Below are 24663 nucleotides of genomic sequence, written 5' to 3'. Positions count from 1 at the left end.
AGCCCTCCTTCTGTGCGTCTCTAGGGAAAACCGCAGTCCAGGGTGACCAGACTGGGCCGGACACGGGTCGGACCGCGCCGCGGACCTTTCGCGACCGGCGTTTCCCGGCATCTCACCCCGAGAGGTTGACATCCTGATGTCGAACGAGGCGAAGCTCCGCGACTATCTGAAGCGGGCGATCTCCGATCTCCACGAGACTCGCGAACAGCTTCGAGAGGTGAGCGAGAAGAGCCGGGAGCCTATCGCCATCGTCGGGATGGCCTGCCGCTACCCGGGCGGGGTGCGTTCGCCCGAGGAGTTGTGGGAGCTGGTGCTGGGCGGGGTGGATGCGGTGTCCGGGTTCCCGGCCGACCGGGGGTGGGACCTGGAGGCGCTGTTCGATCCGGACCCCGAGCGGCTGGGGACGACGTACACGCGCGAGAGCGGATTCCTGCACGACGCCGGTGAGTTCGACCCGGCGTTCTTCGGTATCTCGCCGCGCGAGGCGCTGGCGATGGATCCGCAGCAGCGGCTGCTGCTGGAGACCTCCTGGGAGGCCGTCGAGCGGGCGGGCATTTCGCCGGAGGCGCTGAGCGGGACGGCCACCGGCGTGTTCATCGGGGCCGGCCATGGCGGCTACGACAGTGCCTCCGCCCGTCCCGAGGAGGTCGGCGGGCACCTACTGACCGGGAACACCGTCAGCGTGGCGTCCGGGCGGATCTCCTACGTGCTGGGCCTGGAGGGCCCGGCGGTGACGGTGGACACGGCGTGCTCCTCCTCGCTGGTGGCGCTGCACCTGGCCGTCCAGTCGCTGCGGCGCGGGGAGTGCTCGCTGGCGCTCGCGGGCGGGGTGACGGTGATGTCGACTCCGCAGATGTTCGTGGAGTTCTCCCGCCAGCGCGGGTTGGCTCCGGACGGGCGGTGCAAGCCGTTTGCGGCCGCTGCCGACGGGACCGCTTGGAGCGAGGGCGCCGGAGTGCTGCTCGTGGAGCGGCTGTCGGACGCGCGGCGCAACGGGCACCGGGTGCTGGCGGTGGTGCGCGGCACGGCCGTCAACCAGGACGGTGCGAGCAACGGTCTGACGGCGCCGAACGGGCCCTCCCAGCAGCGGGTGATCCGCCGGGCGCTGGCCGACGCGGGCGTGTCGGCCGCCGAGGTCGACGTGGTCGAGGCGCACGGGACGGGAACCACGCTGGGTGACCCGATCGAGGCGCAGGCGCTGCTTGCGACGTACGGTCAGGATCGTGAACGGCCGCTGCTGCTGGGATCGTTGAAGTCCAACATCGGGCACACCCAGGCGGCGGCCGGCGTTGCGGGCGTGATCAAGACGGTGCTCGCGATGCGGCACGGCGTGCTGCCGGGGACGCTGCACGTGGACGCGCCCTCGCCGCACGTGGATTGGAGTGCGGGTGCCGTCGAGCTGGTCACCGAGCAGACGGCCTGGCCGGTCAACGCCTGGCCGCAGCGGGCGGGCGTGTCCTCCTTCGGGGTCAGCGGGACGAACGCGCATGTGATCATCGAGCAGGCTCCCGAGGGGGAGGAGGGGGAGGCGGCTTCTCAGGACGGCTCGCTGCCCTGGCTGCTGTCGGCCCGCAGCGCGGACGCCCTGCGTACCCAGGCCGAGCGGTTGGCCGCCCACCTGCGCGCCCGCGCCGACCTGGCCCCCGCCGACCTTGCGTACTCGCTCGCCACCACCCGGGCACTGATGGAGCATCGCGCGGTGGTGGTGTCCGGCGATCGCGCGGAGGTGCTGAGCAGTCTGGACGCGCTTGCGGAGGGGCGGGCGGCAGGCGGGCTGTTCGACGGCGTGGCGACGGACCGGGCGGCGACGGCGTTCCTCTTCTCGGGCCAGGGCTCGCAACGGCTCGGCATGGGAAGGGAGTTGTACGGCCGCTTCGCGGTGTTCGCGGAGGCGTTCGACGCGGTCTGCGGGGAGTTCGAGGCGCCGGTCCGGGAGGTGGTGTGGGGCGAGGACCAGGAGCTGCTGAACCGGACGGACTTCGCCCAGGCGGGGCTGTTCGCCGTCGAGGTGGCGCTGTTCCGGCTGCTCGAATCCTTCGGTGTCCGACCGCAGTTCGTGGCCGGTCACTCGATCGGCGAGGTCGCGGCCGCGCATGTGGCGGGGGTGTTCTCGCTGGCGGACGCCTGCGCCCTGGTCGCGGCGCGGGGTCGGTTGATGGAGGCGTTGCCGGCCGGTGGTGCGATGGCGGCGTTGCGGGCGTCGGAGGCTGAAGTTCTGCCGCTGCTGAGTGAGTTCGTCTCGATCGCGGCGGTGAACGGTCCGTCGTCGGTGGTGATCTCCGGTACCGAGGCTGCGGTGGAGGAGGTCTGCGGGCACTTCGCCAGGTGCACCCGTTTGCGGGTCTCGCACGCGTTCCACTCGCCGCTGATGGACCCGATGCTCGAAGACTTCCGCGCGGTGGTGGAGGGCCTGACGCTGAACGCGCCGGCGATGACTGTGGTTTCGAACCTAACGGGCGAACTCGCCACGCCCGAGCAGCTCTGCGAGCCGCAGTACTGGGTGGACCACGTCCGCCAGGCCGTCCGCTTCGCCGACGGCGTCCGCATGCTCGCCGCCCAAGGGGTCGGGAACTTCCTGGAGTTGGGCCCGGACGGCGTACTGTCGGCGATGGCCCAGGAGTCGGCCGCCGATGCGCTGTTCGTTCCTGTGCTGCGCAAGGACCGAGAGGAGGAGGCCGGCGTCCTGCGCGCCCTGGCGCAGCTCCATGTGCACGGCGCGAAGGTCGACTGGTCCGCGCTCCTGGCTGACACCGCCGTCCGCCCGGTCGAGCTGCCCACCTACGCCTTCCAGCGCCAGCGCTTCTGGCTTGCTCCCGCCGCGCCGCAGCTGGCGCCCGCCACAGACGCGGCGGAGGCCGGCTTCTGGGCAGCAGTCGAGCAGGGTGACCTCGCCGCTGCCTCCGCAGCCCTGGGGATCACGGGCGCACCCGGCGCCGAAGCCTCGCTCGACGGCCTGCTCCCGGTGCTGGGCTCCTGGCGCCGCGAGCGCCGCGTCCGTGCCACGATCGACGGGTGGTCCTACCGGACGACCTGGACCGCCGTGACCGGCGCCCCGAACGCAGCCCCGAACGCACCAGCGCAGGGCCGCTGGCTGGCCGTGCTGCCCGACAGCGCCGCCGCCGGCACCTGGATCGACCGCCTCCTCGACGGCCTCGACGCCTGCGGGCTTCCCGTCGAGCGCCTGGTGCTGTCCGCAGCCGAAGGCGCCCCCGCCGACCAGCTGCGCGCGGCCAGCGCTGCCGACGACCGGCCGTTCGCCGGCGTGCTGTCGCTGCTGGCGCTGGACGAGCGCCAGCACCCGGAATTTCCCTCCGTGCCACGCGGGTTGGCCGCCTCGACCGAGCTGCTCCAGGCGCTGGAGCAGGCCGGAATCCAGGCGCCGCTGTGGTGCGCCACCCGCGGCGCGGTCGCAGCCGACCGGCTGGACGTGCTGTCCAGCCCGGTCCAGGCGCAGGTCTGGGGCCTGGGCCGGGTGGCCGCGCTGGAGTACCCGCAGCGCTGGGGCGGGTTGGTCGACCTTCCCCTGGAGCTGGACGCCCGCACGGCGGCCCGGCTGGCCGCCGCGCTCGGGGGCACACCGGAGGACCAGGTGGCGATCCGCTCCTCCGGCATCCTCGCCCGCCGCATCGAGCGCGTCCCCGCGCGAACCGGCCCGGACGCTGACTGGCGGGTCCCGCGCGGCACCGTCCTGGTGACCGGCGGCACGGGCGCGCTGGGCGCCCGCGTCGCGCGTCGGCTGGCCGAGTGCGGCGCCGAACACCTGCTGCTGACCAGTCGGCGCGGCCCGGCAGCCTCCAACGCGGACGCTCTCAAAGCCGAGTTGGAGGCGCTCGGGGCCAGGGTCACGGTGGCGGCCTGCGACGTTGCGGACCGCGAGGCGCTGGCGCGGCTGCTCGACGGCATCCCGGCGGCGCTGCCGCTGAGCGGCGTCGTCCACGCGGCCGGTGTGCTGGACGACGGGGTGCTGGCGTCGCTGACCGTCGACCGGTTCGCGGCCGTCCTGCGGGCGAAGGCCGAATCCGCCCGCCACCTGGACGAGTTGACCCGCGCGCACGAGCTCTCGATGTTCGTGCTGTTCTCCTCGATCACCGGCGTGCTGGGCAACGCCGGACAGGCCAACTACGCGGCGGCCAACGCCTACCTGGACGCCCTGGCCGAGCAGCGCCGCTCGCTGGGCCTGCCCGCCACCTCGGTCGCCTGGGGCGCCTGGGCGGACGGCGGCATGGCGACGGGCACCGCGCCTGACCGGGTGCGCCGCGGCGGCCTGGTCCCGATGGACCCCGAGCAGGCGATCGCCGCACTGCTGCGGGCCGTCGCCCGCGGCACCACCTGCGTGACCGTGGCCGACGTCGACTGGGAGCCGCTGACCGCCGCGCTGACGGCTGCCCGGCCCAGCCCGCTGATCGCCGAACTTCCCGAGGTGCGCCGCCTGTTGGAGGCGTCGGCGACTGTCGCCCCGGACGGTTCCTGGCGCGAGCGCCTCGCCGCCCTGTCGCCGGCCGAGCAGGACCGCGTGCTGGTCGAGCTGATCCGGGCGGAGATCGCCCGCGTGCTGGGCCACGCCTCGGTCGGCGCGGTCGACGTCCACCGCGCCTTCCGCGAGCTGGGTTTCGACTCGCTCACCGCCGTCGAGCTGCGCAACCGGCTGACGGCCGTAACCGGCCTGCGGCTGCCCGCCACCCTGCTCTTCGACCACCCGACCACCACCGCGGTGGCGCAGTACCTGCGCGCCGAGCTGCTGGGCACCCCGGAAGCCGCGGCCCTCCTACCGGCCACCACCGCCACCGACGAGCCGATCGCCATCGTGGCGATGGCCTGCCGCTACCCGGGCGGGGTGAGCACGCCGGAGGAGTTCTGGGAGCTGCTCGCCTCCGGAACGGACGGCATCACCGCCTTCCCGCCGGACCGCGGCTGGGACGCCGAGGGGCTCTACGACCCCGATCCGGACCACCAGGGCACCAGTTACGTGCGCGACGGCGGATTCATCAGCGACCTGGCCGGGTTCGACGCGGGCTTCTTCGGCATCTCGCCGCGCGAGGCGCTGGCGATGGATCCGCAGCAGCGGCTGCTGCTGGAGACCGCCTGGGAGACCGTCGAGCGGGCCGGGATCGCGGCGCACTCGCTGCGCGGGAGCGCGACCGGCGTCTTCGTCGGCTCCAACTTCCAGGACTACCAGACCCTGTTGGCGGACACCAGGGACGACGTCGCCGGCTACCTGATGACCGGCAACGCGGCGAGCGTGGTCTCCGGGCGGCTCTCCTACGCCTTCGGCTTCGAGGGCCCGGCGGTGACGGTCGACACGGCCTGCTCCTCCTCGCTGGTCGCGCTGCACCTGGCCGCCCAGTCGCTGCGGCGCGGGGAGTGCTCGTTGGCGCTGGTGGGCGGGGTGACCGTGATGTCCACCCCGCAGGTGTTCGTGGAGTTCTCCCGCCAGCGCGGACTGGCCCCGGACGGGCGCTGCAAGCCGTTCGCGGCGGCGGCCGACGGCACGGGCTGGGCCGAGGGCGTGGGCCTGCTGCTGGTCGAGCGCCTCTCGGACGCCCGACGCAACGGTCACCGCGTCCTCGCGGTGGTGCGCGGCAGCGCGGTCAACCAGGACGGCGCCTCCAACGGCCTGACCGCCCCCAACGGACCCTCCCAGCAGCGGGTGATCCGCCAGGCGCTCGCGGACGCGGGCCTGTCGCCCTCCGACGTGGACGCCGTCGAGGCGCACGGCACGGGCACCCGGCTGGGTGACCCGATCGAGGCGCAGGCGCTGCTCGCGACCTACGGCCAACGGCGTCAACACCCGCTGCTGCTCGGCTCGGTGAAGTCCAACATCGGTCACACCCAGGCCGCCGCGGGCGTCGCCGGAGTGATCAAGATGGTGCTGGCGATGCAGCACGGCGTGCTGCCCGGGAGCCTGCACATCGACGCGCCGACGCCGCACGTGGACTGGTCGGCGGGCGCGGTCGAGCTGCTCACCGAGCCGACCCCCTGGCCGTCCGACGACCGGCCGCGCCGGGCCGGCGTCTCCTCCTTCGGCGTCAGCGGCACCAACGCCCACGTGATCCTGGAAGCGGCCCCCACCCCCGATCCCCAGCCCGCGCCCGAAGCGGCGGTCACCCTGCCCTGGGTCCTCTCGGCCAAGGGCGCGGACGCGTTGCGCGAGCAGGCCCGCCGCCTGGCCGCGCAGGTCCGCGCCACCGAGGACTGCGACCTCACCGCCGTCGCCCACTCGTTGGCCACCACTCGGACCGCCATGGAGCACAGGGCCACCGTCGTCGCCGCCGACCGTGACGGGTTCCTGGCCGGGCTGGACGCGCTGGCCGAGGGCCGCGCCGCGGCCGGGCTGAGCGAGGGCCGGTGCGACACCCCGGGCGAGACGGTCTTCGTCTTCCCCGGCCAGGGCTCCCAGTGGGCCGGCATGGCACTCGAACTCCTGGACACCGCACCGGCCTTCGCCGAGCGGATGAACGAATGCGCGGCCGCGCTGCAGCAGTTCACCGACTGGTCGCTGCTGGACGTACTGCGCAGCGCTCCTGACGCACCGTCACTGGATCGGGTCGACGTGGTCCAGCCGGTGCTGTTCGCCGTCATGGTCTCGCTCGCCGAGCTCTGGCGGGCGCACGGCGTGGAGCCGGCGGCCGTGGTGGGCCACTCCCAGGGCGAGATCGCGGCCGCCTGCGTGGCAGGAGCGCTCAGCCTGGACGACGCCGCCCGGGTGGTCGCGCTGCGCAGCCGGGCGCTGACCGCGCTCGCGGGCCTCGGCGGCATGGTCTCCGTCGCCCAGGGTGTCGAGCAGGTGCGGCAGCGGCTGCTGCCCTGGGACGAGCGCCTCTCGGTCGCCGCTGTCAACGGTCCGAGCTCCGTCGTGGTCTCCGGCGAGCCGGAGGCCCTGGCGGAGCTGCTGGCCGGCTGCGAGGGCGACGGCGTCCGGGCCCGCCGGATCCCGGTGGACTACGCCTCGCACTCCGCCCAGGTGGAGCGCATCGAGCAGGAGCTGCTCACGGTGCTGGCGCCGATCGCGCCGCGCTCGGCGGACATCCCGTTCTACTCCACGCTCGAGGGCGCCCCGATCGACACCGCCGCGCTGGACGCCGCGTACTGGTACCGGAACCTGCGCGGCACGGTGCTGTTCGAGCAGGCCACCCGCGCGCTGCTGGACGACGGCTACCGGGTCTTCGTCGAGGCCGGCCCGCACCCGGTGGTGACCACCGCCGTGCAGGAGACAGTGGAGGCCGCCGGCGCGACCGCCGCCGCGACGGGCACGCTGCGGCGCGAGGAGGGCGGGCTCGACCGCTTCCTGCACTCGCTCGGCGAGGCCCGCAACCACGGCGCCCGGATCGACTGGGAGGTGTTCTTCGGCGGCCGGGAGATCCGCCCGGCCCAGCTGCCGACGTACGCGTTCCAGCACCAGCGGTACTGGCCCGCGCCCTCGGACGCCGCCGGCGACGTCGGCTCGGCGGGCCTCGGTGCGCTGGACCACCCGCTGCTGACCGCCGCGCTCGAACTCCCGGACGGTGAGGGCCTGGTGGCCACCGCCCGCTGGTCGCTGCGCACCCACCCCTGGCTGGCCGAGCACGCCGTGGCGGGTCGGGTGATCGTGCCCGGCGCTGCGCTCGCGGAGGCGGTGATCCGGGCCGGTGACGAGCTCGGCTGCGGCCGACTGGACGAACTCACCCTGCACGCACCGGTGTTGCTCGCCGAGCGCGGCGAGCTTCAGGTGCAGATCGCGGTCGGTGTGCCGGACGCCGCCGGGCTGCGGCCGGTCACCGTGCACACCCGGGCCGAAGGCGACGAGGCGTGGACCCTGCACGCCACCGGCGCGCTCTCGGCGCCGGTCGCCGAGCCCGCCGACGCCCTCACCGCCTGGCCCCCGCCCGGCGCGCAACCGGTCCCCGTGGATGGCCTCTACCCTGAACTGCTCGCCCGGGGCTACGCGTTCGGCCCGGTCTTCCAGGGCCTGCGGACAGCGTGGCGGCACGGCGAGACCCTCTACTCAGAGGTGCGGCTGCCCGAGCAGGCCCATGGCGACGCGGCCCGCTTCGGCATCCACCCGGCGCTGCTGGACGCCGCGCTGCACGCCGCCCACCTCACCCCGACAGACGACCGCGCCCGCCTGCCCTTCTCCTGGACGGGCGTCTCGCTGCACGCGGCCGGCGCCACCGAGCTGCGGGTCAGGCTGACCCCCGCCGGTCCGGACGCCGTCCGGGTGCTGATGGCCGACCGGACGGGCCGTCCGGTGGCCGTGATCGACTCGCTGGTGGTCCGCCCGCTCGCGGTCGAGGCCGCCGCCCCGGCCCCGGCCGTGGTCCGGGACGCGCTCTTCCATCTGGAGTGGACCGCGCTCCCGGAGAGCGAGCCGACTGCACGAAACCCGGTCCGCTGGGCACTGGCCGGCGGCGATCCGGACGGCTCGGCCGCCACCAGCGGCCTGCCGCTGTACGACTGGGACGACCAGCCGGGCGCCGAACTCCCCGACACCGTCCTCCTCCTGGCGACCTCCCCGACCGAAACCCAGCTCCCCGCCCCCGCCCTGGACCGCGTCCTGGAGCTGCTGCAACGCTGGCTCGCCGACGAGCGCTGCGCGCGGACCCGGCTGGTCGTGGCCACCCGCGAGGCGGTCGCCCCCGACGCCGCCGGCGACGTCCGCGACCTGCCCGGCGCCGCCGTCTGGGGCCTGATCCGCTCGGCGCAGACCGAGCACCCCGGCCGGATCACGCTGGTGGACGTCGACGGCCACCCCGCCTCCTGGCGCGCGCTGCCCGCCGCCGTCGACACGGGCGAACCCCAACTGGCCCTGCGCCAGGGCACCGCCCACGCGCCGCGGCTGGCCCGCACCCACGGCGCCCACATCCTCACCCTCCCCACGGACGAAGCCGCCTGGCGCCTGGACATCCCCGAGAAGGGCACCGTCGACAACCTGGTGCTGGCGCCGGCCCCGGACGCGGCGGCGCCGCTGGAGCCGGGCCAGGTCCGGATCGCGGTGCGGGCCGCCGGGCTGAACTTCCGCGACGTCCTCAACGCGCTCGGTATGTACCCGGGCGGGGCGCGGTTCCTTGGCGCCGAGGCGGCCGGCGTCGTGGTCGAGACCGGCCCGGGGGTCACCGAACTGGCCCCCGGCGACCGGGTGATGGGCATGGTGGAGGGCGGCTTCGGCCCGCTGGCCGTCGCCGACCACCGGGTGCTGGTACGGATCCCCGAGCGGCTGACCTTCGCCGAGGCGGCCACTGTCCCCGTCGCCTTCCTGACCGCCTCCTACGCGCTGCGCGACCTGGCCGGCCTCGGCGCCGGCGAGTCCGTGCTGGTGCACGCCGCCGCCGGCGGCGTCGGGATGGCCGCCACCCAGCTCGCCCGGCTGTGGGGCGCCGAGGTCTACGGCACCGCCGGCGAGCAGAAGCAGCAGCTGCTGCGCGCCGAGGGCTGGCCCGCCGAGCGGCTGGCCTCCTCGCGCACCCTCGACTTCGAGCAGAGCTTCCGCGCCGCCACCGGCGGCCGGGGCGTGGACGTCGTGCTCAACTCGCTGGCCGGGGAGTTCGTGGACGCCTCGCTGCGTCTGCTGCGGCCCGGCGGCCGCCTGGTCGAGATGGGCAAGACCGACATCCGCGCGGCCGACGAACTCGCCCTGGCCCACCCGGGCGTGGGCTACCGCGCCTTCGACCTGGTGGAGGCCGGACCGGAGCGCATCCAGCAGATGCTGACCGAGCTGGCCGAACTCTTCGAGCAGGGCGTCCTGCACCCGCTGCCGGTCACCGGCTGGGACGTCCGGCACGCCCGGGACGCCTTCCGGCACATGGCGCAGGCCCGGCACGTCGGAAAGCTGGTGCTCACCGTCCCGCGCGCCTGGGACCCGCAGGGCACCGTCCTGATCACCGGCGGCACCGGCGAGCTCGGCGGCCTGCTGGCCCGCCACCTGGTCGCCGAGCACGGCGTGCGCCACCTGCTGCTCACCAGCCGCCGCGGTATCGAGGGCCCCGGGGCCCGGGAGCTGCGCGACGAACTGACCGCCCAGGGCGCCGCCGTCACCGTGGCCGCCTGCGACGGCGCCGACCGCGAGGCACTGGCCGCGCTGCTGGCCGCCGTCCCGGCCGCTCACCCGCTCACCGCCGCCGTGCACGCCGCGGGCGTCCTGGACGACGGCGTGGTCTCCTCGCTCACCCCCGAGCGGCTGCGGACCGTCTCCCGCCCCAAGGCGGACGCCGCCTGGCACCTGCACGAGTTGACCGAACGCCTGGACCTGGCCGACCTGGTGCTGTTCTCCTCGGCGGCCGGCGTGCTCGGCTCCGCCGGGCAGGGCAACTACGCGGCGGCCAACGCCTTCCTGGACGGCCTCGCCCAGCACCGCCGGGTGCGCGGTCTTGCCACCACCTCGCTGGCCTGGGGCCTGTGGGCGCAGGCCAGCGCGATGACCGGCCACCTCGGCGAGGCCGACCTGGCCCGCTCCCGCCAGGCGGGCGGTCTGGCGCTGTCCAGCCGCGACGGACTCGCCCTCTTCGACGCCGCGCTGCCGGCGGCCCGGTCCCTGCTGGTGCCCGTCCGGCTGGACACCGCCGCGCTGCGCTCGCGCGAGCGGGAGGCCGTGCCCGTCCTGCTGCGCTCACTCGTCCGGGACGGCGCCCGGCGCACCGCGGACTCCGGGCGCGCGGCGGCCGGCGGCGGGCTGCGTGAGCGCCTGGCCGGGCGGGCCGCCGACGAGCGGCAGGCACTGCTGCTGGACCTGGTCACCTCCTGCGCCGCCGCCGTGCTGGGACACGCGAGCGCGGACCCGGTGCACGCCGGGCGTGCCTTCCGGGACCTGGGCTTCGACTCGCTGACGGCGGTGGAGCTGCGCAACCGGCTCGCCGCCGCGACCGGGCTGCGCCTGCCGGCCACCCTGGTCTTCGACTACCCGATGCCCGTCACCCTCGCGGAGCACCTGGACGATCGGCTCTTCGAGAAAGCCGTCCCCGCACCGGCACCCGCACCCGCACCGACCGCCCTCGCCGCCGACGAGCCGGTCGCGATCGTCGGCATGGCCTGCCGCTACCCCGGCGGCGTCCGCTCGCCGGAGGATCTGTGGCGGCTGGTGGCCGACGGCACGGACGCGATCGCCGGCTTCCCCACCGACCGCGGCTGGGACCTCGCCGGGCTCTATGACGCGCTGCCGCAGGACCCCGGCGCCGCCCGCCCGCTGGAGGGCGGATTCCTGTACGACGCCGCCGAGTTCGACGCCGACTTCTTCGGCATCGGCCCCCACGAGGCGAAGGCGATGGACCCCCAGCAGCGGCTGCTGCTGGAGACCGCCTGGGAGGCGGTCGAGCGCGCCGGGATCGACCCGAAGGCGCTGCGCGGCAGCCGGACCGGCGTCTTCGCCGGCCTCTCCTCCACCGACTACCTGACCGGCGCGAGCGAGGTCCCGCAGGAGCTGGCGGGGTACGTCAAGGCCGGAAACGCCGTCAGCGTGCTCTCCGGCCGGGTCTCCTACACCCTGGGCCTGGAGGGCCCGGCGGTGACGGTGGACACGGCCTGCTCCTCCTCGCTGGTCGCGCTGCACCTGGCCGCCCAGTCGCTGCGCAACGGCGAGTGCTCGCTCGCACTGGCGGGCGGGGTGACCGTGATGTCCTCCCCGGCGATCGTGGTCGACTTCTCGCGCCAGCGCGGCCTGGCGGCGGACGGACGCTGCAAGTCCTTCGCCGCCGCCGCCGACGGCACCGGGTTCTCCGAGGGCGTGGGCCTGCTGGTGGTCGAGCGCCTCTCGGACGCCCGCCGCAACGGTCACCGCGTCCTCGCGGTGGTGCGCGGCAGCGCGGTCAACCAGGACGGCGCCTCCAACGGCCTGACCGCCCCCAACGGCCCGTCCCAGCAGCGGGTGATCCAGCAGGCGCTGGCCGCCGCCGGACTCGCGGCCGCCGAGGTGGACGCGGTGGAGGCGCACGGCACGGGCACCCGGCTGGGTGACCCGATCGAGGCGCAGGCGCTGCTCGCGACCTACGGCCAGAACCGCGAACGCCCGCTGCTGCTCGGCTCGGTGAAGTCCAACATCGGTCACACCCAGGCCGCCGCGGGCGTCGCCGGGGTGATGAAGATGGTGCTGGCGATGCAGCACGGCGTGCTGCCCGGGAGCCTGCACATCGACGCGCCGACGCCGCAGGTGGACTGGTCGGCGGGCGCGGTCGAGCTGCTCACCGAGCCGACCCCCTGGCCGTCCGACGAGCACCCGCGCCGGGCCGGCGTCTCCTCCTTCGGCGTCAGCGGCACCAACGCCCACGTGATCCTGGAAGCAGCCCCGGCCGTCGAGCCGGGGGCTCCTGCCCCGAGCGAGCGGGCCGTGCCGTGGCTGCTCTCCGCCCGCACCGCACCGGCCCTGCGCGGCCAGGCCCGCGCGCTGCTCGCCCACCTGGACACCCCGGCGGGGGAGGGCACGCCGCTCGACCTCGCCCACGCGCTGGCCACCACCCGCGCCACCCTCGAACACCGCGCCGTCGTCCTCGGCAGCACCGGCCAGGAGCTGCGCGCCGCCCTGCGCGCTCTCGCCGAGGGCGCGCCCGCCCCCGGTCTGCTGAACGGCCGGGCCGGCTCGGGACGGCCGCGCAGGACCGTCCTGGTCTTCCCGGGCCAGGGTTCCCAGTGGGCCGGCATGGGCGCCGAACTGCTCGACACCGCGCCGGTGTTCGCCGCCCGGATGGACGCCTGCGAGCAGGCGCTGGCGCCCTGGGTCGACTGGTCGCTGACTGCCGTGCTGCGCGGCTCTCCTGACGCACCGTCACTGGACCGGGTCGAGGTGGCCCAGCCCGCGCTGTGGGCCGTGATGGTCTCGCTGGCCGAACTGTGGCGCAGCCACGGCCTGGTGCCCGCCGCTGTACTCGGCCACTCGCAGGGCGAGATCGCGGCGGCCTGCGTGGCCGGGGTGCTCTCGCTCGCGGACGCGGCCAAGGTGGTCGCGCTGCGCAGCAGGGCCATCGCCGAGGAGCTGTCCGGGCGCGGCGGCATGGTGGCGGTCACCGCCTCGCACCAGGAGATCCTGCGCAGCCTGGCGCCCTGGGGCGAGCGGATCTCGGTCGCCGCCGTCAACGGGCCGGCCACCGTGGTCGTCTCGGGCGAGCCGCAGGCGCTGGACGAGCTGATCGCCGCCTGCACGGCGGACGGCGTCCGGGCCAAGCGGATCCCCGTCGACTACGCCTCGCACTCCGCGCAGGTCGAACTGATCCGCGACACCCTGCTGAGCGAGCTGGCCGGCATCGAGACCCGCCCCGGCACGATCCCGTTCTTCTCCACCGTCACCGGCGACTGGCTGGACGGCGACACCGCGCTCGACGCGCACTACTGGTACCAGAACCTGCGGCGCACCGTCCGGCTGGAGGAGTCGCTGCGCGCGCTGCTGCGCCAGGGCCACGACGTCTTCGTCGAGTCCAGCCCGCACCCGGTCCTCACCACCGGGATCGAGGACACCGCCGCCGCCGAGGAGGCCGAGGTGGTCGTCATCGGGTCGCTGCGCCGCGACGACGGCGGACCGCTGCGCGTGCTCGCCTCGCTCGCCGAGGCCCATGTGCACGGCGTCCGGATCGACTGGCGGGAGAGCGTCGCGGGCGGGCGCCCGGTGGACCTGCCGACGTACGCCTTCCAGCGCGAGCGGTACTGGCTGGACGCGGCCCCGGCCGTCGCCGGGCGCCGGGCCGAACCGAGCGGTCTCGATACGATCATCCGCTCGGCGCACGACGGCTCAGCTCACCTCACCGGCACCGTCGGCCTGCGCAGCCACCCCTGGCTCGCCGACCACCGGGTGCTGGACGCGGCGGTGCTCCCCGGCACGGCGCTGCTCGACTGGGCGGTCCGCGCGGGGGACGAGACCGGCTGCGCGGTGGTCGCGGAGTTCATCGAGCACCTGCCGCTGACGCTGCCCGAGGACGGCGCCGCCGAGGTGCAGCTGAGCGTCGGCGCACCCGACGCCGCCTCGGGCCTGCGCCCGGTCACCGTGTACACGCGGACCGAGGCGCACGGCCCGTGGACCCGCAACGCCTCCGGAACGCTCGGTGCCGCCGCAGCCGATCCCGACGTGACCTGGTCCGACAGCTGGCCGCCGGCCGGGGCCCGGCCCGTCGACCCGGAGCCGCTGCACCGGCGGCTCGCCGAGCACGGCTACGGCCACGGACCCTTGTTCGACACCGTCCGGGCGCTGTGGCAGCGCGACGGCGAGACCTTCGCCGAGGTGGCCCTCGCCGAGCCCGAGCCCGCCGCGGCGGACGGGTTCCGGGTCCACCCCGCCCTGCTGCAGACCCTCCTGACGCTGGGGACCGCCGACACCGTGCCCGCCCTCCCGTACGCCTGGCGCGGCGTCCGCGTCCTGGCCACCGGCGCCGACGCGCTGCGGGTCCGGCTCGCCCCCGCGCCGGACGGCACCCTCGCGCTGACCGCCGTCGACGGGAGCGGCGCGCCCGTGCTGAGCGCCGAGTCGGTGGCCGTCCGGCCCATCGACGCGGACCGGTTCGGCCAGGCCGCCCGCCAGGACGCGCTGTTCGACGTCCGGTGGATCCCGCTGGCGGGCGTCGACTCGCCGGTGGGGACGCTCCCGGACCTAGTGCCGCGTCAGGCAACCCTCGCCGGGCAAAGGTTGCCTGACGCGGCACTAGCAGCCCTGGCGGAACCGATTCCCGACACCGTCCTGCTGCGGCTCGCGGCCGATGCCTCCGTAGCGGAGGTACTGGCCGTGGCCCAGTCCTGGCTGGCCGACGCCCGCTGCGCGCACGCGCGCCTGGTCCTGGCGACCCGGGGCGCGGTCGCCACCGGTCCGGCCGACCGGGCTCCTGCGCTGGAGCACGCCGCGGTGTGGGGGCTGATCCGCTCCGCGCAGTCGGAGAACCCGGACCGCTTCCTGCTCGCCGACCTGGACGGGGAGCAGGCCTCCGAGCAGGCGCTGCCGGCGGCCGTGGCCGCCGCCGTCGCGGCCGGGGAGTCCCAACTCGCCCTGCGTGCCGGGACGGTGACCGTGCCGCGACTGAGCCGGGTGGCCCTTGTCGAGCCGGACCCGGCCGCCGGGCCGGTCTGGACGTGGGACGCCCACGGCGGCGGCACCGTGCTCATCACCGGCGGCACCGGCACGCTCGGCGCCCTGGTCGCCCGCCACCTGGTCACCCGGCACGGCGTGCGCCACCTGCTGCTGACCGGCCGGCGCGGCCCGGCCGCCCCCGGCGCCGAGGCCCTGCGCGCCGAACTCGCCGCGCTGGGCGCCGAGGTCGCCGTCGTCGCCTGCGACGCCGCCGACCGCGATCGGCTGGCCGAGGTGCTCGCCGCGATCCCGGCCGCGCACCCGCTGAGCGCCGTCGTGCACGCGGCCGGCGTCCTGCACGACGGGCTGCTGGAGAGCATGACGGCCGACCAACTCGCAGCCGTGCTACGCCCCAAGGCGGACGCCGCCCGGAACCTGCACGAGCTGACCCGCGACGCCGGGCTCTCGGCCTTCGTGCTCTTCTCCTCCTTCGCCGGTGTCGCCGGCGGCCTGGCCCAGGCCAACTACGCGGCGGCCAACAGCTACCTCGACGCCCTCGCCCAGCACCGCCGGGCGCAGGGCCTGCCGGCCGTCTCGCTGGCGTGGGGATACTGGGGAGAATCCAGTGAAATGACCGGCACGCTGGACCGCGTGGATGTTGCACGCTTCGCGCGTTCCGGAATGCTGCCGCTCTCGGCCGAGCAGGGGCTCGGCCTGCTCGACGCGGCGTCGACCCTCGACAGCCCGCTGCTCGTCCCGGTCCGGCTGGACCTGCGGGCGCTGGGCTCGGCCGACGTCCCGTCGCTGCTGCGCGGGCTCGCGCCCGCCCGGCGCACCCCCGCACGGCGGACGGCCACCGCGGCGGCTGCCGCCGACCACGGGGTCCGCGAGCGGCTGGCCGGCTTGAGCGAGGCCAGGCAGCAGAGCCTGCTGGTCGAGCTGATCGCCGGTCACGTCGCCACCGTGCTCGGCCACGCCACCACCGGCGCGATCGACGCGGACCGCGGCTTCCTGGACCTCGGGATGTCCTCGCTGACCGCCGTCGAGCTGCGCAACCGCCTCAACGCCGAGACCGGCCTGCGGCTGCCCACCACGGCGGTCTTCGACCACCCGACCCCGATCGGCCTGGCCCGCCACCTGCGCGAGCGCCTCGGCGCGCAGGCCGGCCCGGGTGCCGGGACCGAGTCCCCGGTCTTCGCCGAACTGGCGGCCTTGGAGGCGGCCTTCGCCGGGGCCGCCCTCGGCGACGAGGCCAGGGCCCGGCTGGTCAGCCGGCTCAAGTCCCTCCAGTGGGCCCTCGACACGGCCGACGCCGTTGACGACGGCCAGGACCAGGAGGACGGCGGCGCCGACCTGGCGGCCTCCACCGACGACGAGATGTTCGACCTGATCGACCGCGAACTCGGCCTCGCCTGACCGCCCCTTCCGTACCGCCCCCTTCCGTACCGCCAGTTCCGAACTGCGAGGTTTTCCTCCCATGGCCAGCGCCAGCACCTCCGAAGACAAGCTCCGCGACTACCTCAAGAAGGTCACCGCAGACCTGCGGCGCACCCGGCAGCGCCTGGAGTCCGTCGAGGCAAGGCAGAACGAGCCGATCGCCATCGTCGCCATGGCGTGCCGGTACCCGGGAGGCGTCCGCTCACCCGAGGACCTCTGGCGGCTGGTCGCGGACGGCGGCGACGCGATCGGGGACCTTCCGCAGGACCGCGGCTGGGCCGTCGAGTCGCTCTACGACCCCGTCCCCGGCACGCCCGGCAAGAGCTACGTGCGCCACGGCGGGTTCGTCGACGGGGTGGGCGACTTCGACGCGGACCTCTTCGGCATCGCGCCGCGCGAGGCGCTGGCGATGGACCCGCAGCAGCGGCTGCTCCTGGAGGCGGCCTGGGAGGCGATCGAGCGGGCCAGGATCAACCCGGCCTCGCTGCGCGGCAGCGAGACCGGCGTCTTCATCGGCGGCGCCGACACCGACTACGGCTCGCTGGCCCGGCAGTCCGAGGAGACCGAGGGGCACCTGCTGACCGGTGGCGCGGTGAGCGTGCTCTCCGGCCGGATCGCCTACACCTTCGGCCTGGAGGGACCGGCCGTCACGGTCGACACCGCGTGCTCCTCGGCCCTGGTCGCGCTGCACCTGGCCGTCCGCGCGCTGCGCGCCGGCGAGTGTTCGATGGCGCTGGCGGGCGGCGTCGCGGTGATGCCGACCACGCGCCTGTTCACCGAGTTCTCGCGACAGCGCGGCCTGGCCCCTGACGGCCGCTGCAAGCCCTTCGCCGAGGCCGCCGACGGCACCTCCTGGGCCGAGGGCGTCGGCCTGCTGCTGGTCGAACGCCTCTCGGACGCGCGCCGCAACGGGCACCAGGTGCTGGCGGTGGTGCGCGGCACCGCGGTCAACCAGGACGGCGCCAGCAGCCGCCTCACCGCCCCCAACGGCCCCTCCCAGCAGCGCGTGATCCGCGCGGCCCTCGGCAACGCCCAGCTCTCCGCCGACCAGGTCGACGCGGTCGAGGCGCACGGGACCGGGACGACGCTGGGCGACCCGATCGAGGCGCAGGCGCTGCTCGCGACCTACGGGCAGAACCGTGACCGGCCTTTGCAGCTGGGGTCGATCAAGTCCAACATCGGCCACGCGCAGGCGGCGGCGGGTGTGGCCGGCGTGATCAAGATGGTGATGGCGATGCGGCACGGTGTGCTGCCGCGCACGCTGCACGTGGACGCGCCGTCCTCGCACGTGGACTGGAGTGCGGGCGCCGTCGAGCTGCTCACCGAGCGGACGGACTGGCCCGCCACGGGCCGGCCGCGCCGGGCGGGCGTGTCGGCGTTCGGGATCAGCGGCACCAACGCGCACGTGCTGCTCGAGCAGGCGGAGGCGGCCGAGGTGCTGCCCGCGCAGGAGCCGGTGACCTCGCCCGGCGTCGTGCCGTGGGTGCTCTCCGGGAAGACCGACGCCGCGCTGCGCGGGCAGGCGGCCCGGCTGCTGGACCACCTGCGGCAGGGTGGCGGGCCCGGCCTCGCCCTGGACACCGGCTTCTCGCTGGCCACGGGGCGTTCGACGCTCGCGCACCGTGCGGTGGTCCTGGCGGCGGACCGCTCCGAGGCGCTGGCGGCCCTGGCTTCGGGTGAGACCGCCGTCGGGTTGATCGAGGGTTCGGCGCGGGCGGGCAGGACGGCGTTCCTGTTCTCGGGGCAGGGATCGCAGCAACTCGGTATGGGACGGGAGTTGTACGGCCGCTTCCCGGTGTTCGCGGAGGCCTTCGACGCGGTGTGCGCCGGGTTCGAGGCGCCGGTGCGGGAGGTCGTGTGGGGGACGGACGAGGAGCTGCTGAACCGGACGGACTTCGCACAGGCGGGGTTGTTCGCGGTGGAGGTGGCGCTGTTCCGGCTGCTCGAATCCTGGGGCGTGCGGCCGGACTTCGTGGCGGGTCACTCGATCGGCGAGGTCGCTGCCGCGCATGTGGCGGGGGTTCTCTCGCTGGCGGACGCGTGCGCGCTGGTGGCGGCGCGGGGCCGGTTGATGCAGGCGCTGCCGGCGGGTGGTGCGATGGTGGCGTTGCGGGCGACGGAGGCCGAAGTCCTGCCGCCACTGGGTGAGTTCGTCTCGATCGCGGCGGTGAACGGTCCGTCGTCGGTGGTGATCTCCGGCTCGGAGGATGCCGTCGCGGAGGTCTGCGGGCACTTCGGCAAGAGCACCCGGCTGCGGGTGTCGCACGCGTTCCACTCGCCGTTGATGGACCCGATGTTGACCGACTTCCGCGCGGTGGTGGAGGGGCTGGCCTTCCACGCGCCCTCGGTGCCCGTGGTCTCCAACCTGACGGGTGAGATCGCCGCCGAGGAGCGGCTGTGCTCCCCGGAGTACTGGGTGAGCCATGTCCGCGAGGCGGTCCGCTTCGCCGACGGCGTCGCCTGCCTGGCCGCCCAAGGAGTCACCCGCTTCCTGGAGTTGGGGCCGGACAGCGTACTGACCGCGATGGCCGCGGAGTCCGTTCCGGACGGGGGCGATGACGGGGACGATGCCGTGCTGGTGCCGATGCTCCGCCGGCAGCAGGACGAGGAGAGCACCGCGCTGGCGGCGGTGGCGCGGCTGCACGTCTCGGGCCTGGCAGTCGACTGGCCGGCACTCTTCGCGGGCACCGGCGCCCGGCAGCTCGACCTGCCGACGTACGCCTTCCAGCGCGAGCGCTTCTGGCCGAGGACCGGCGCGCCGTCGACCGGTGACGTCGCCGCGGCCGGCCTGGACGCGACGGACCACCCGCTGCTCAGCGCCTGCGTCGAACTGTCCGACGGGGACGGCCTGTTGTTCACCACCCGGCTGTCGGTGGAGTCGCACCCGTGGCTGGCGGACCACGTCGTGCGGGGCTCGGTCCTGCTGCCCGGCACCGCCTTCCTGGAACTGGCGGTCCGAGCCGGTGACGAGGTCGGCTGCAACCTGGTGGAGGAACTGACCCTCGCCGCACCGCTGGTGCTGCCGGAGCGTGGCGGAGTCCAGCTCCAGCTGCGCGTCGCAGCCCCGGACGAGACCGGTCGCCGCACGCTGACCATGCGCTCCCGGCAGGAGGGCGGCGAAGGGTGGCCCTGGGTCCAGCACGCGAGCGGCGTCCTGGCGAGCGGCGAGCGGAGTGCTGAGTTCGACGCCTCCGTCTGGCCCCCGGCCGGGGCCGAGCCGGTGGACCTGACCGGTCTCTACGAGGGTATGTCGGAGGGCGGATTCGACTACGGCCCGCTGTTCCAGGGCCTGCGCGCGGCCTGGCGGCGCGGCGACGAGGTCTTCGCCGAGGTCGCGCTGCCGGACCAGGCCGATGGCGGTGCCTACGGCCTGCACCCGGCGCTGCTGGACGCGGCGCTGCACGTCACCGCGTTCAACGGCCTGCCGAAGGGCGTCGTCCCGTTCTCGTGGACCGACGTCTCGCTGCACGCGGCGGGCGCGGCCGCCGTGCGGGTGCGGGTCACCCGTACGGGCGAGGACTCGGTGTCGGTGGCGGTCGCCGACGGCGCCGGCGGGCCGGTGGCGTCGGTCGGGTCGCTGGTGCTGCGGCCGGTGTCGGCCGCCCCGGCTGGTGGGGACTCGCTGTTCCGGGTGGACTGGGTGGCGGTTTCCGGGGCTGCGCCGGTCTCCTTCGTGGAGGTTGACGACCTGGGCTCGCTGGTGGAGGTGCCGCCGGTTGTCGTGGTTCCGCTGGCCGGTTCCTCGGTGCACGCGCTGACAGCGCGGGTGCTGGGCCTGCTGCAGGGGTGGCTGTCCGACGAACGCTTTGCCGCCTCGCGTCTCGTCTTCGTGACGCGTGGCGCGATGTCGGGTGCGGACCTGCCCGGGGCTGCGGTGTGGGGCCTGGTGCGCTCGGCGCAGTCGGAGAACCCGGGCCGCTTCGGCCTGGTGGATGTCGACGGCGAGGGGGCAGACCTGGCCGGGGTGCTGGGCCTGGACGAGCCGCAGCTGCTGGTGCGCGCTGGCGAGGTGCTGGCGGCCCGGCTCGGCCGGGTTCCGGCCCCCGACGCGCCTGCCACTCCGTCCTGGGACACCGAGGGAACGGTCCTGGTCACCGGCGGCACGGGCGGCCTGGGCCGTCTGGTCGCCCGTCACCTGGTCAGCACCCACGGTGTCCGCAGTCTGCTGCTGGTGAGCCGTCGCGGTCCGGCGGCAGAGGGTGTCGCCGAGCTGGTGGCCGAGCTGGCCGCCCTCGGAGCCGAAACGCTCGTCGAGGCCTGCGACGTGGCGGACCCCGCCGCCGTCACAGCCCTGATATCCCGCCACCCCGTCCGCGCGGTGGTGCACACGGCCGGCGTGCTGGACGACGGCGTCATCTCGGCCCTGACCCCCGACCGCCTGGCGGCCGTGCTGCGCCCGAAGGTGGACGCGGCGTGGAACCTGCACGAGGCCACCAGGGACCTGGAGTTGTCGGCCTTCGTGCTGTTCTCGTCGGTGTCCGGCATCTTCGGCGGCCCCGGCCAGGGCAACTACGCCGCCGGTAACACGTTCCTGGACGCGCTGGCGCAGTACCGCCGAGCCCGGGGTCTGCCGGGCGTCTCGATGGCCTGGGGCCCGTGGACTCCGGACGGCGGCATGATCGGCACGCTCTCCGAGGTCGACCTCCAGCGCATCGCCCGGACCGGCATGCCCGAGCTCTCGGCTGCGGAGGGCGTGGCGCTCTTCGACGCCGCGATGACGGCCTCGGTGGCGGACGCCCTGGTCCTGCCCGTGCGGTTCGACCTCGCCGTGCTCCAGGCCCAGGACGAGACCCCCGCGCTGCTGCGCGGACTCGTCCGGGCGCGGGCCCGTCGAAGCGCCGCCTCCGGTGCGGGGGCCGATCTCGCGGCACGCCTGTCCGGGCTGTCGGCGGTGGAGCGGCGTGAGGTGGTGCTCGACCTGGTGCGCGGGCAGATCGCGGTGGTGCTGGGCCACGCGGGTTCGGAGACGGTGGATCCGGCGCGGGCGTTCCAGGATCTGGGCTTCGATTCGCTGACGGCGGTCGAGCTGCGCAACCGGCTGGGTACGGTGACGGGTCTGCGGCTGCCGGCGACGGTGGTCTTCGACTACCCGAGCGCGGAGGTGCTGGTCGGCTTCTTGCTGGACGAGCTCATCGGTGCCGAGGTCGAACCTGCCGTTCCGGTCCGGGTGTTGCCGTCGGTTGCGGACGACCCGGTGGTGATCGTGGGCATGGCCTGCCGCTACCCCGGCGGGGTCCGGTCGCCGGAGGATCTGTGGCGCCTGGTCGCGGACGGCGTCGACGCGATCTCGGACTTCCCGACCGATCGCGGCTGGGACGTGGAGTCGCTCTACAGCGCAGACCGCGAGGTCCCGGGCACCTCCTACACGCGTTCCGGTGGCTTCCTGTACGAGGCCGGTGACTTCGATGCGGACTTCTTCGGGATGAGCCCGCGCGAGGCGCTGGCGACCGACGCCCAGCAGCGGTTGCTGCTGGAGGCGACCTGGGAGGCGTTCGAGGGCGCGGGCATCGACCCGGTGTCGCTGCGCGGCAGCCAGACCGGCGTCTTCGCGGGCGTGATGTACACCGACTACCGCGACGCGCTGGCGGGCGAGGAGTTCGAGGGCTTCCGAGGCAACGGCAGCGCACCGAGCATCGCGTCGGGTCGGGTGTCGTACACGCTGGGTCTGGAGGGTCCGGCGGTGACGGTGGACACGGCGTGTTCGTCGTCGCTGGTGGCGATGCACCTGGCGGCGCAGGCGCTGCGCTCGGGGGAGTGCACGCTCGCGGTGGCCGGTGGCGTGACGGTGATGTCGACGCCGGGGACGTTTGTGGAGTTCTCGCGGCAGGGCGGGCTGTCGGCCGACGGCCGGTGCCGTTCGTTCTCGGACTCGGCGGACGGTGTGGGTTGGGGCGAGGGTGTCGGCATCGTGGTGCTGGAGCGTCTGTCGGATGCTCGGCGCAATGGGCACCGGGTGCTGGCGGTGCTGCGCGGGTCGGCGGTGAACCAGGACGGCGCGAGCAATGGCTTGACGGCGCCGAACGGGCCGTCGCAGCAGCGGGTGATCCGGCAGGCGCTGGCGTCCGGTGGTCTGTCGGCCTCGGATGTCGATGCGGTGGAGGCGCACGGGACGGGCACGACGCTGGGTGACCCGATCGAGGCGCAGGCGCTGCTGGCGACCTATGGTCAGGAGCGGGAACGGCCTTTGCTGTTGGGTTCGTTGAAGTCGAACATCGGTCACACGCAGGCTGCGGCGGGTGTGGCGGGTGTGATCAAGATGGTGATGGCGATGCGGCACGGCATGTTGCCGCGCACGCTGCATGTGGACGCGCCGTCCTCGCATGTGGACTGGAGTGCGGGTGCGGTCGAGTTGCTGACCGAGCCGGTGGTGTGGCCGGAGGGTCCGGGGCGTCTGCGTCGGGCGGGTGTGTCGTCGTTCGGGATCAGCGGCACGAATGCGCATGTGGTGTTGGAGCAGGCGGAGTTCGAGCCTGCCGTCGCGCAGGCGTCCGTCACGGCGAGCGTCGTGCCGTGGGTGCTGTCGGGCCGGACGGAATCCGCGCTGCGGGGCCAGGCCGCGCGGCTGCTCGCGCATGCCGGGGACCTCGAACCGGTCGACGTGGGTCACTCGTTGGTCACCTCGCGCTCGCTGTTCGCGCAGCGCGCGGTGGTCGTGGCGGCGGATCGCTCGGAGGCGCTGGCTGCACTGGTCGCGGGCGAGGCCGTCGCTGGGGTGGTCGAGGGTTCGGCGCGCGGAGGTAGGACGGCGTTCCTGTTCTCGGGCCAGGGTTCGCAGCGACTCGGGACGGGTCGTGAACTCCACGCCCGTTTCCCGGTGTTCGCCGATGCCTTTGACGCGGTGTGCGCGGAGTTCGACGCTCCCGTGCGTGACGTGGTCTGGGGCGGGGACGAGGAGTTGCTGAACCGGACGGACTTCGCCCAGGCGGGTCTCTTCGCCGTCGAAGTGGCGCTCTTCCGCCTCGTCCAGTCTCTCGGAGTGCGGCCGGACTTCGTGGCCGGCCACTCGATCGGCGAGATCGCGGCAGCGCACGTTGCCGGGGTGTTCTCCCTCGCGGACGCCTGCGCCCTGGTCGCGGCGCGCGGTCGGCTGATGCAGGTGCTGCCTGCCGGTGGTGCGATGGTCGCGGTGCAGGCGAGGGAGGACGAAGTCCTGCCGCTGCTAAACGAGTTCGTGTCGATTGCTGCGGTGAACGGCCCGTCCTCCGTCGTGCTCTCCGGTGCCGAGGACGCCGTCAACGCGGTCCTGGCCCACTTCGCGGACCGCAAGACGACCCGCCTGCGCGTCTCGCACGCCTTCCACTCGCCGCTGATGGACCCGATGCTCGAAGACTTCCGCACGGTCGTCGCGGGCCTGTCGCTGAACACCCCGAGCATCCCCGTCGTGTCGAACCTGACCGGTGAACTCGCCACCCGTGACCAGCTCTGCTCGCCGCAGTACTGGGTGGACCACGTCCGCCGGGCCGTCCGCTTCGCCGACGGCGTCCGCACCCTGACCGACCAAGGTGCCAACCGCTTCCTGGAGTTGGGCCCGGACGGCGTCTTGTCGGCGCTCGCCGAGCAGTCGGCCGACGCCGACGCGCTCATCGTCCCGGTCCTGCGCAGGGACCGAACCGAGGAGGCCACGCTCGTCCAGGCCCTGGCAGAGCTCCACGTGGACGGCGCGAAGGTCGACTGGACGGCGCTCTTCGCCGGAACCGGCGCCCGCCCGGTCGAGCTGCCCACCTACGCCTTCCAGCACCGGCGCTTCTGGCCCACCGGCTCCGCCCTGCGCGCCGGTGACGTCCGCTTCGCCGGCCTCGAATCCGCGGAGCACCCGCTGCTCGGCGCGGCGGTCGAGCTGGTGAACACGGACGGCTACCTGTTCACGGGTCGGTTGTCGGTGGAGTCGCATGCGTGGCTGGCGGATCACGTGGTGCTGGGTGCGGTGTTGGTGCCGGGGACGGCGTTGCTGGAACTGGCGGTCAGGGCGGGGGATGAGGTCGGTTGCGGTCGGGTGGAGGAGTTGACGCTTGCTGCGCCGCTGGTGCTGCCGGCGGTGGGTGGTGTCCGGGTGCAGGTGTGGGTCGGTGAGCTGGATGGTGCGGGTCGTCGTGCGGTGACTGTGCACTCCTGCGTCGATGGTGTGGCGGATCAGGTGTGGACGCTGCATGCGAGCGGTGTGCTGGGGGCTACGGGCGTGGTGCCTGCGGTGTTCGATGCGGTGGTGTGGCCGCCGTCCGGGGCTGAGTCGGTGTCGGTGGAGGGCGCGTACGAGGGTCTGGCGGAGGCCGGCTTCGGGTACG

The 24663-nt window shown here is 74.6% G+C and carries 2 protein-coding genes (1 of these 2 only partly in view); both read left to right on the top strand.

The window, feature by feature from the left end; translation table 11 throughout:
- Positions 1–136 precede the first annotated feature (136 nt).
- Positions 137–16360, top strand: a complete 16224-nt coding sequence (locus P3T37_RS15880) for a type I polyketide synthase (protein WP_280724292.1) — start codon at positions 137–139, stop codon at positions 16358–16360.
- A gap of 61 nt (positions 16361–16421) precedes the next feature.
- Positions 16422–24663, top strand: partial view of a type I polyketide synthase gene (locus P3T37_RS15875; protein ID WP_280724291.1) — the start only. Its footprint extends 22505 nt past the window's final position; the window shows 8242 of its 30747 coding nt (coding positions 1–8242); the start codon lies at positions 16422–16424; its stop codon lies beyond the right edge, outside the window.

The organism is Kitasatospora sp. MAA4 (assembly GCF_029893355.1).
Lineage (GTDB): Bacteria > Actinomycetota > Actinomycetes > Streptomycetales > Streptomycetaceae > Kitasatospora.
The sequence above is the reverse complement of the archived record's forward strand: the minus strand, read 5'-3'. Positions and strand labels throughout refer to the sequence as shown.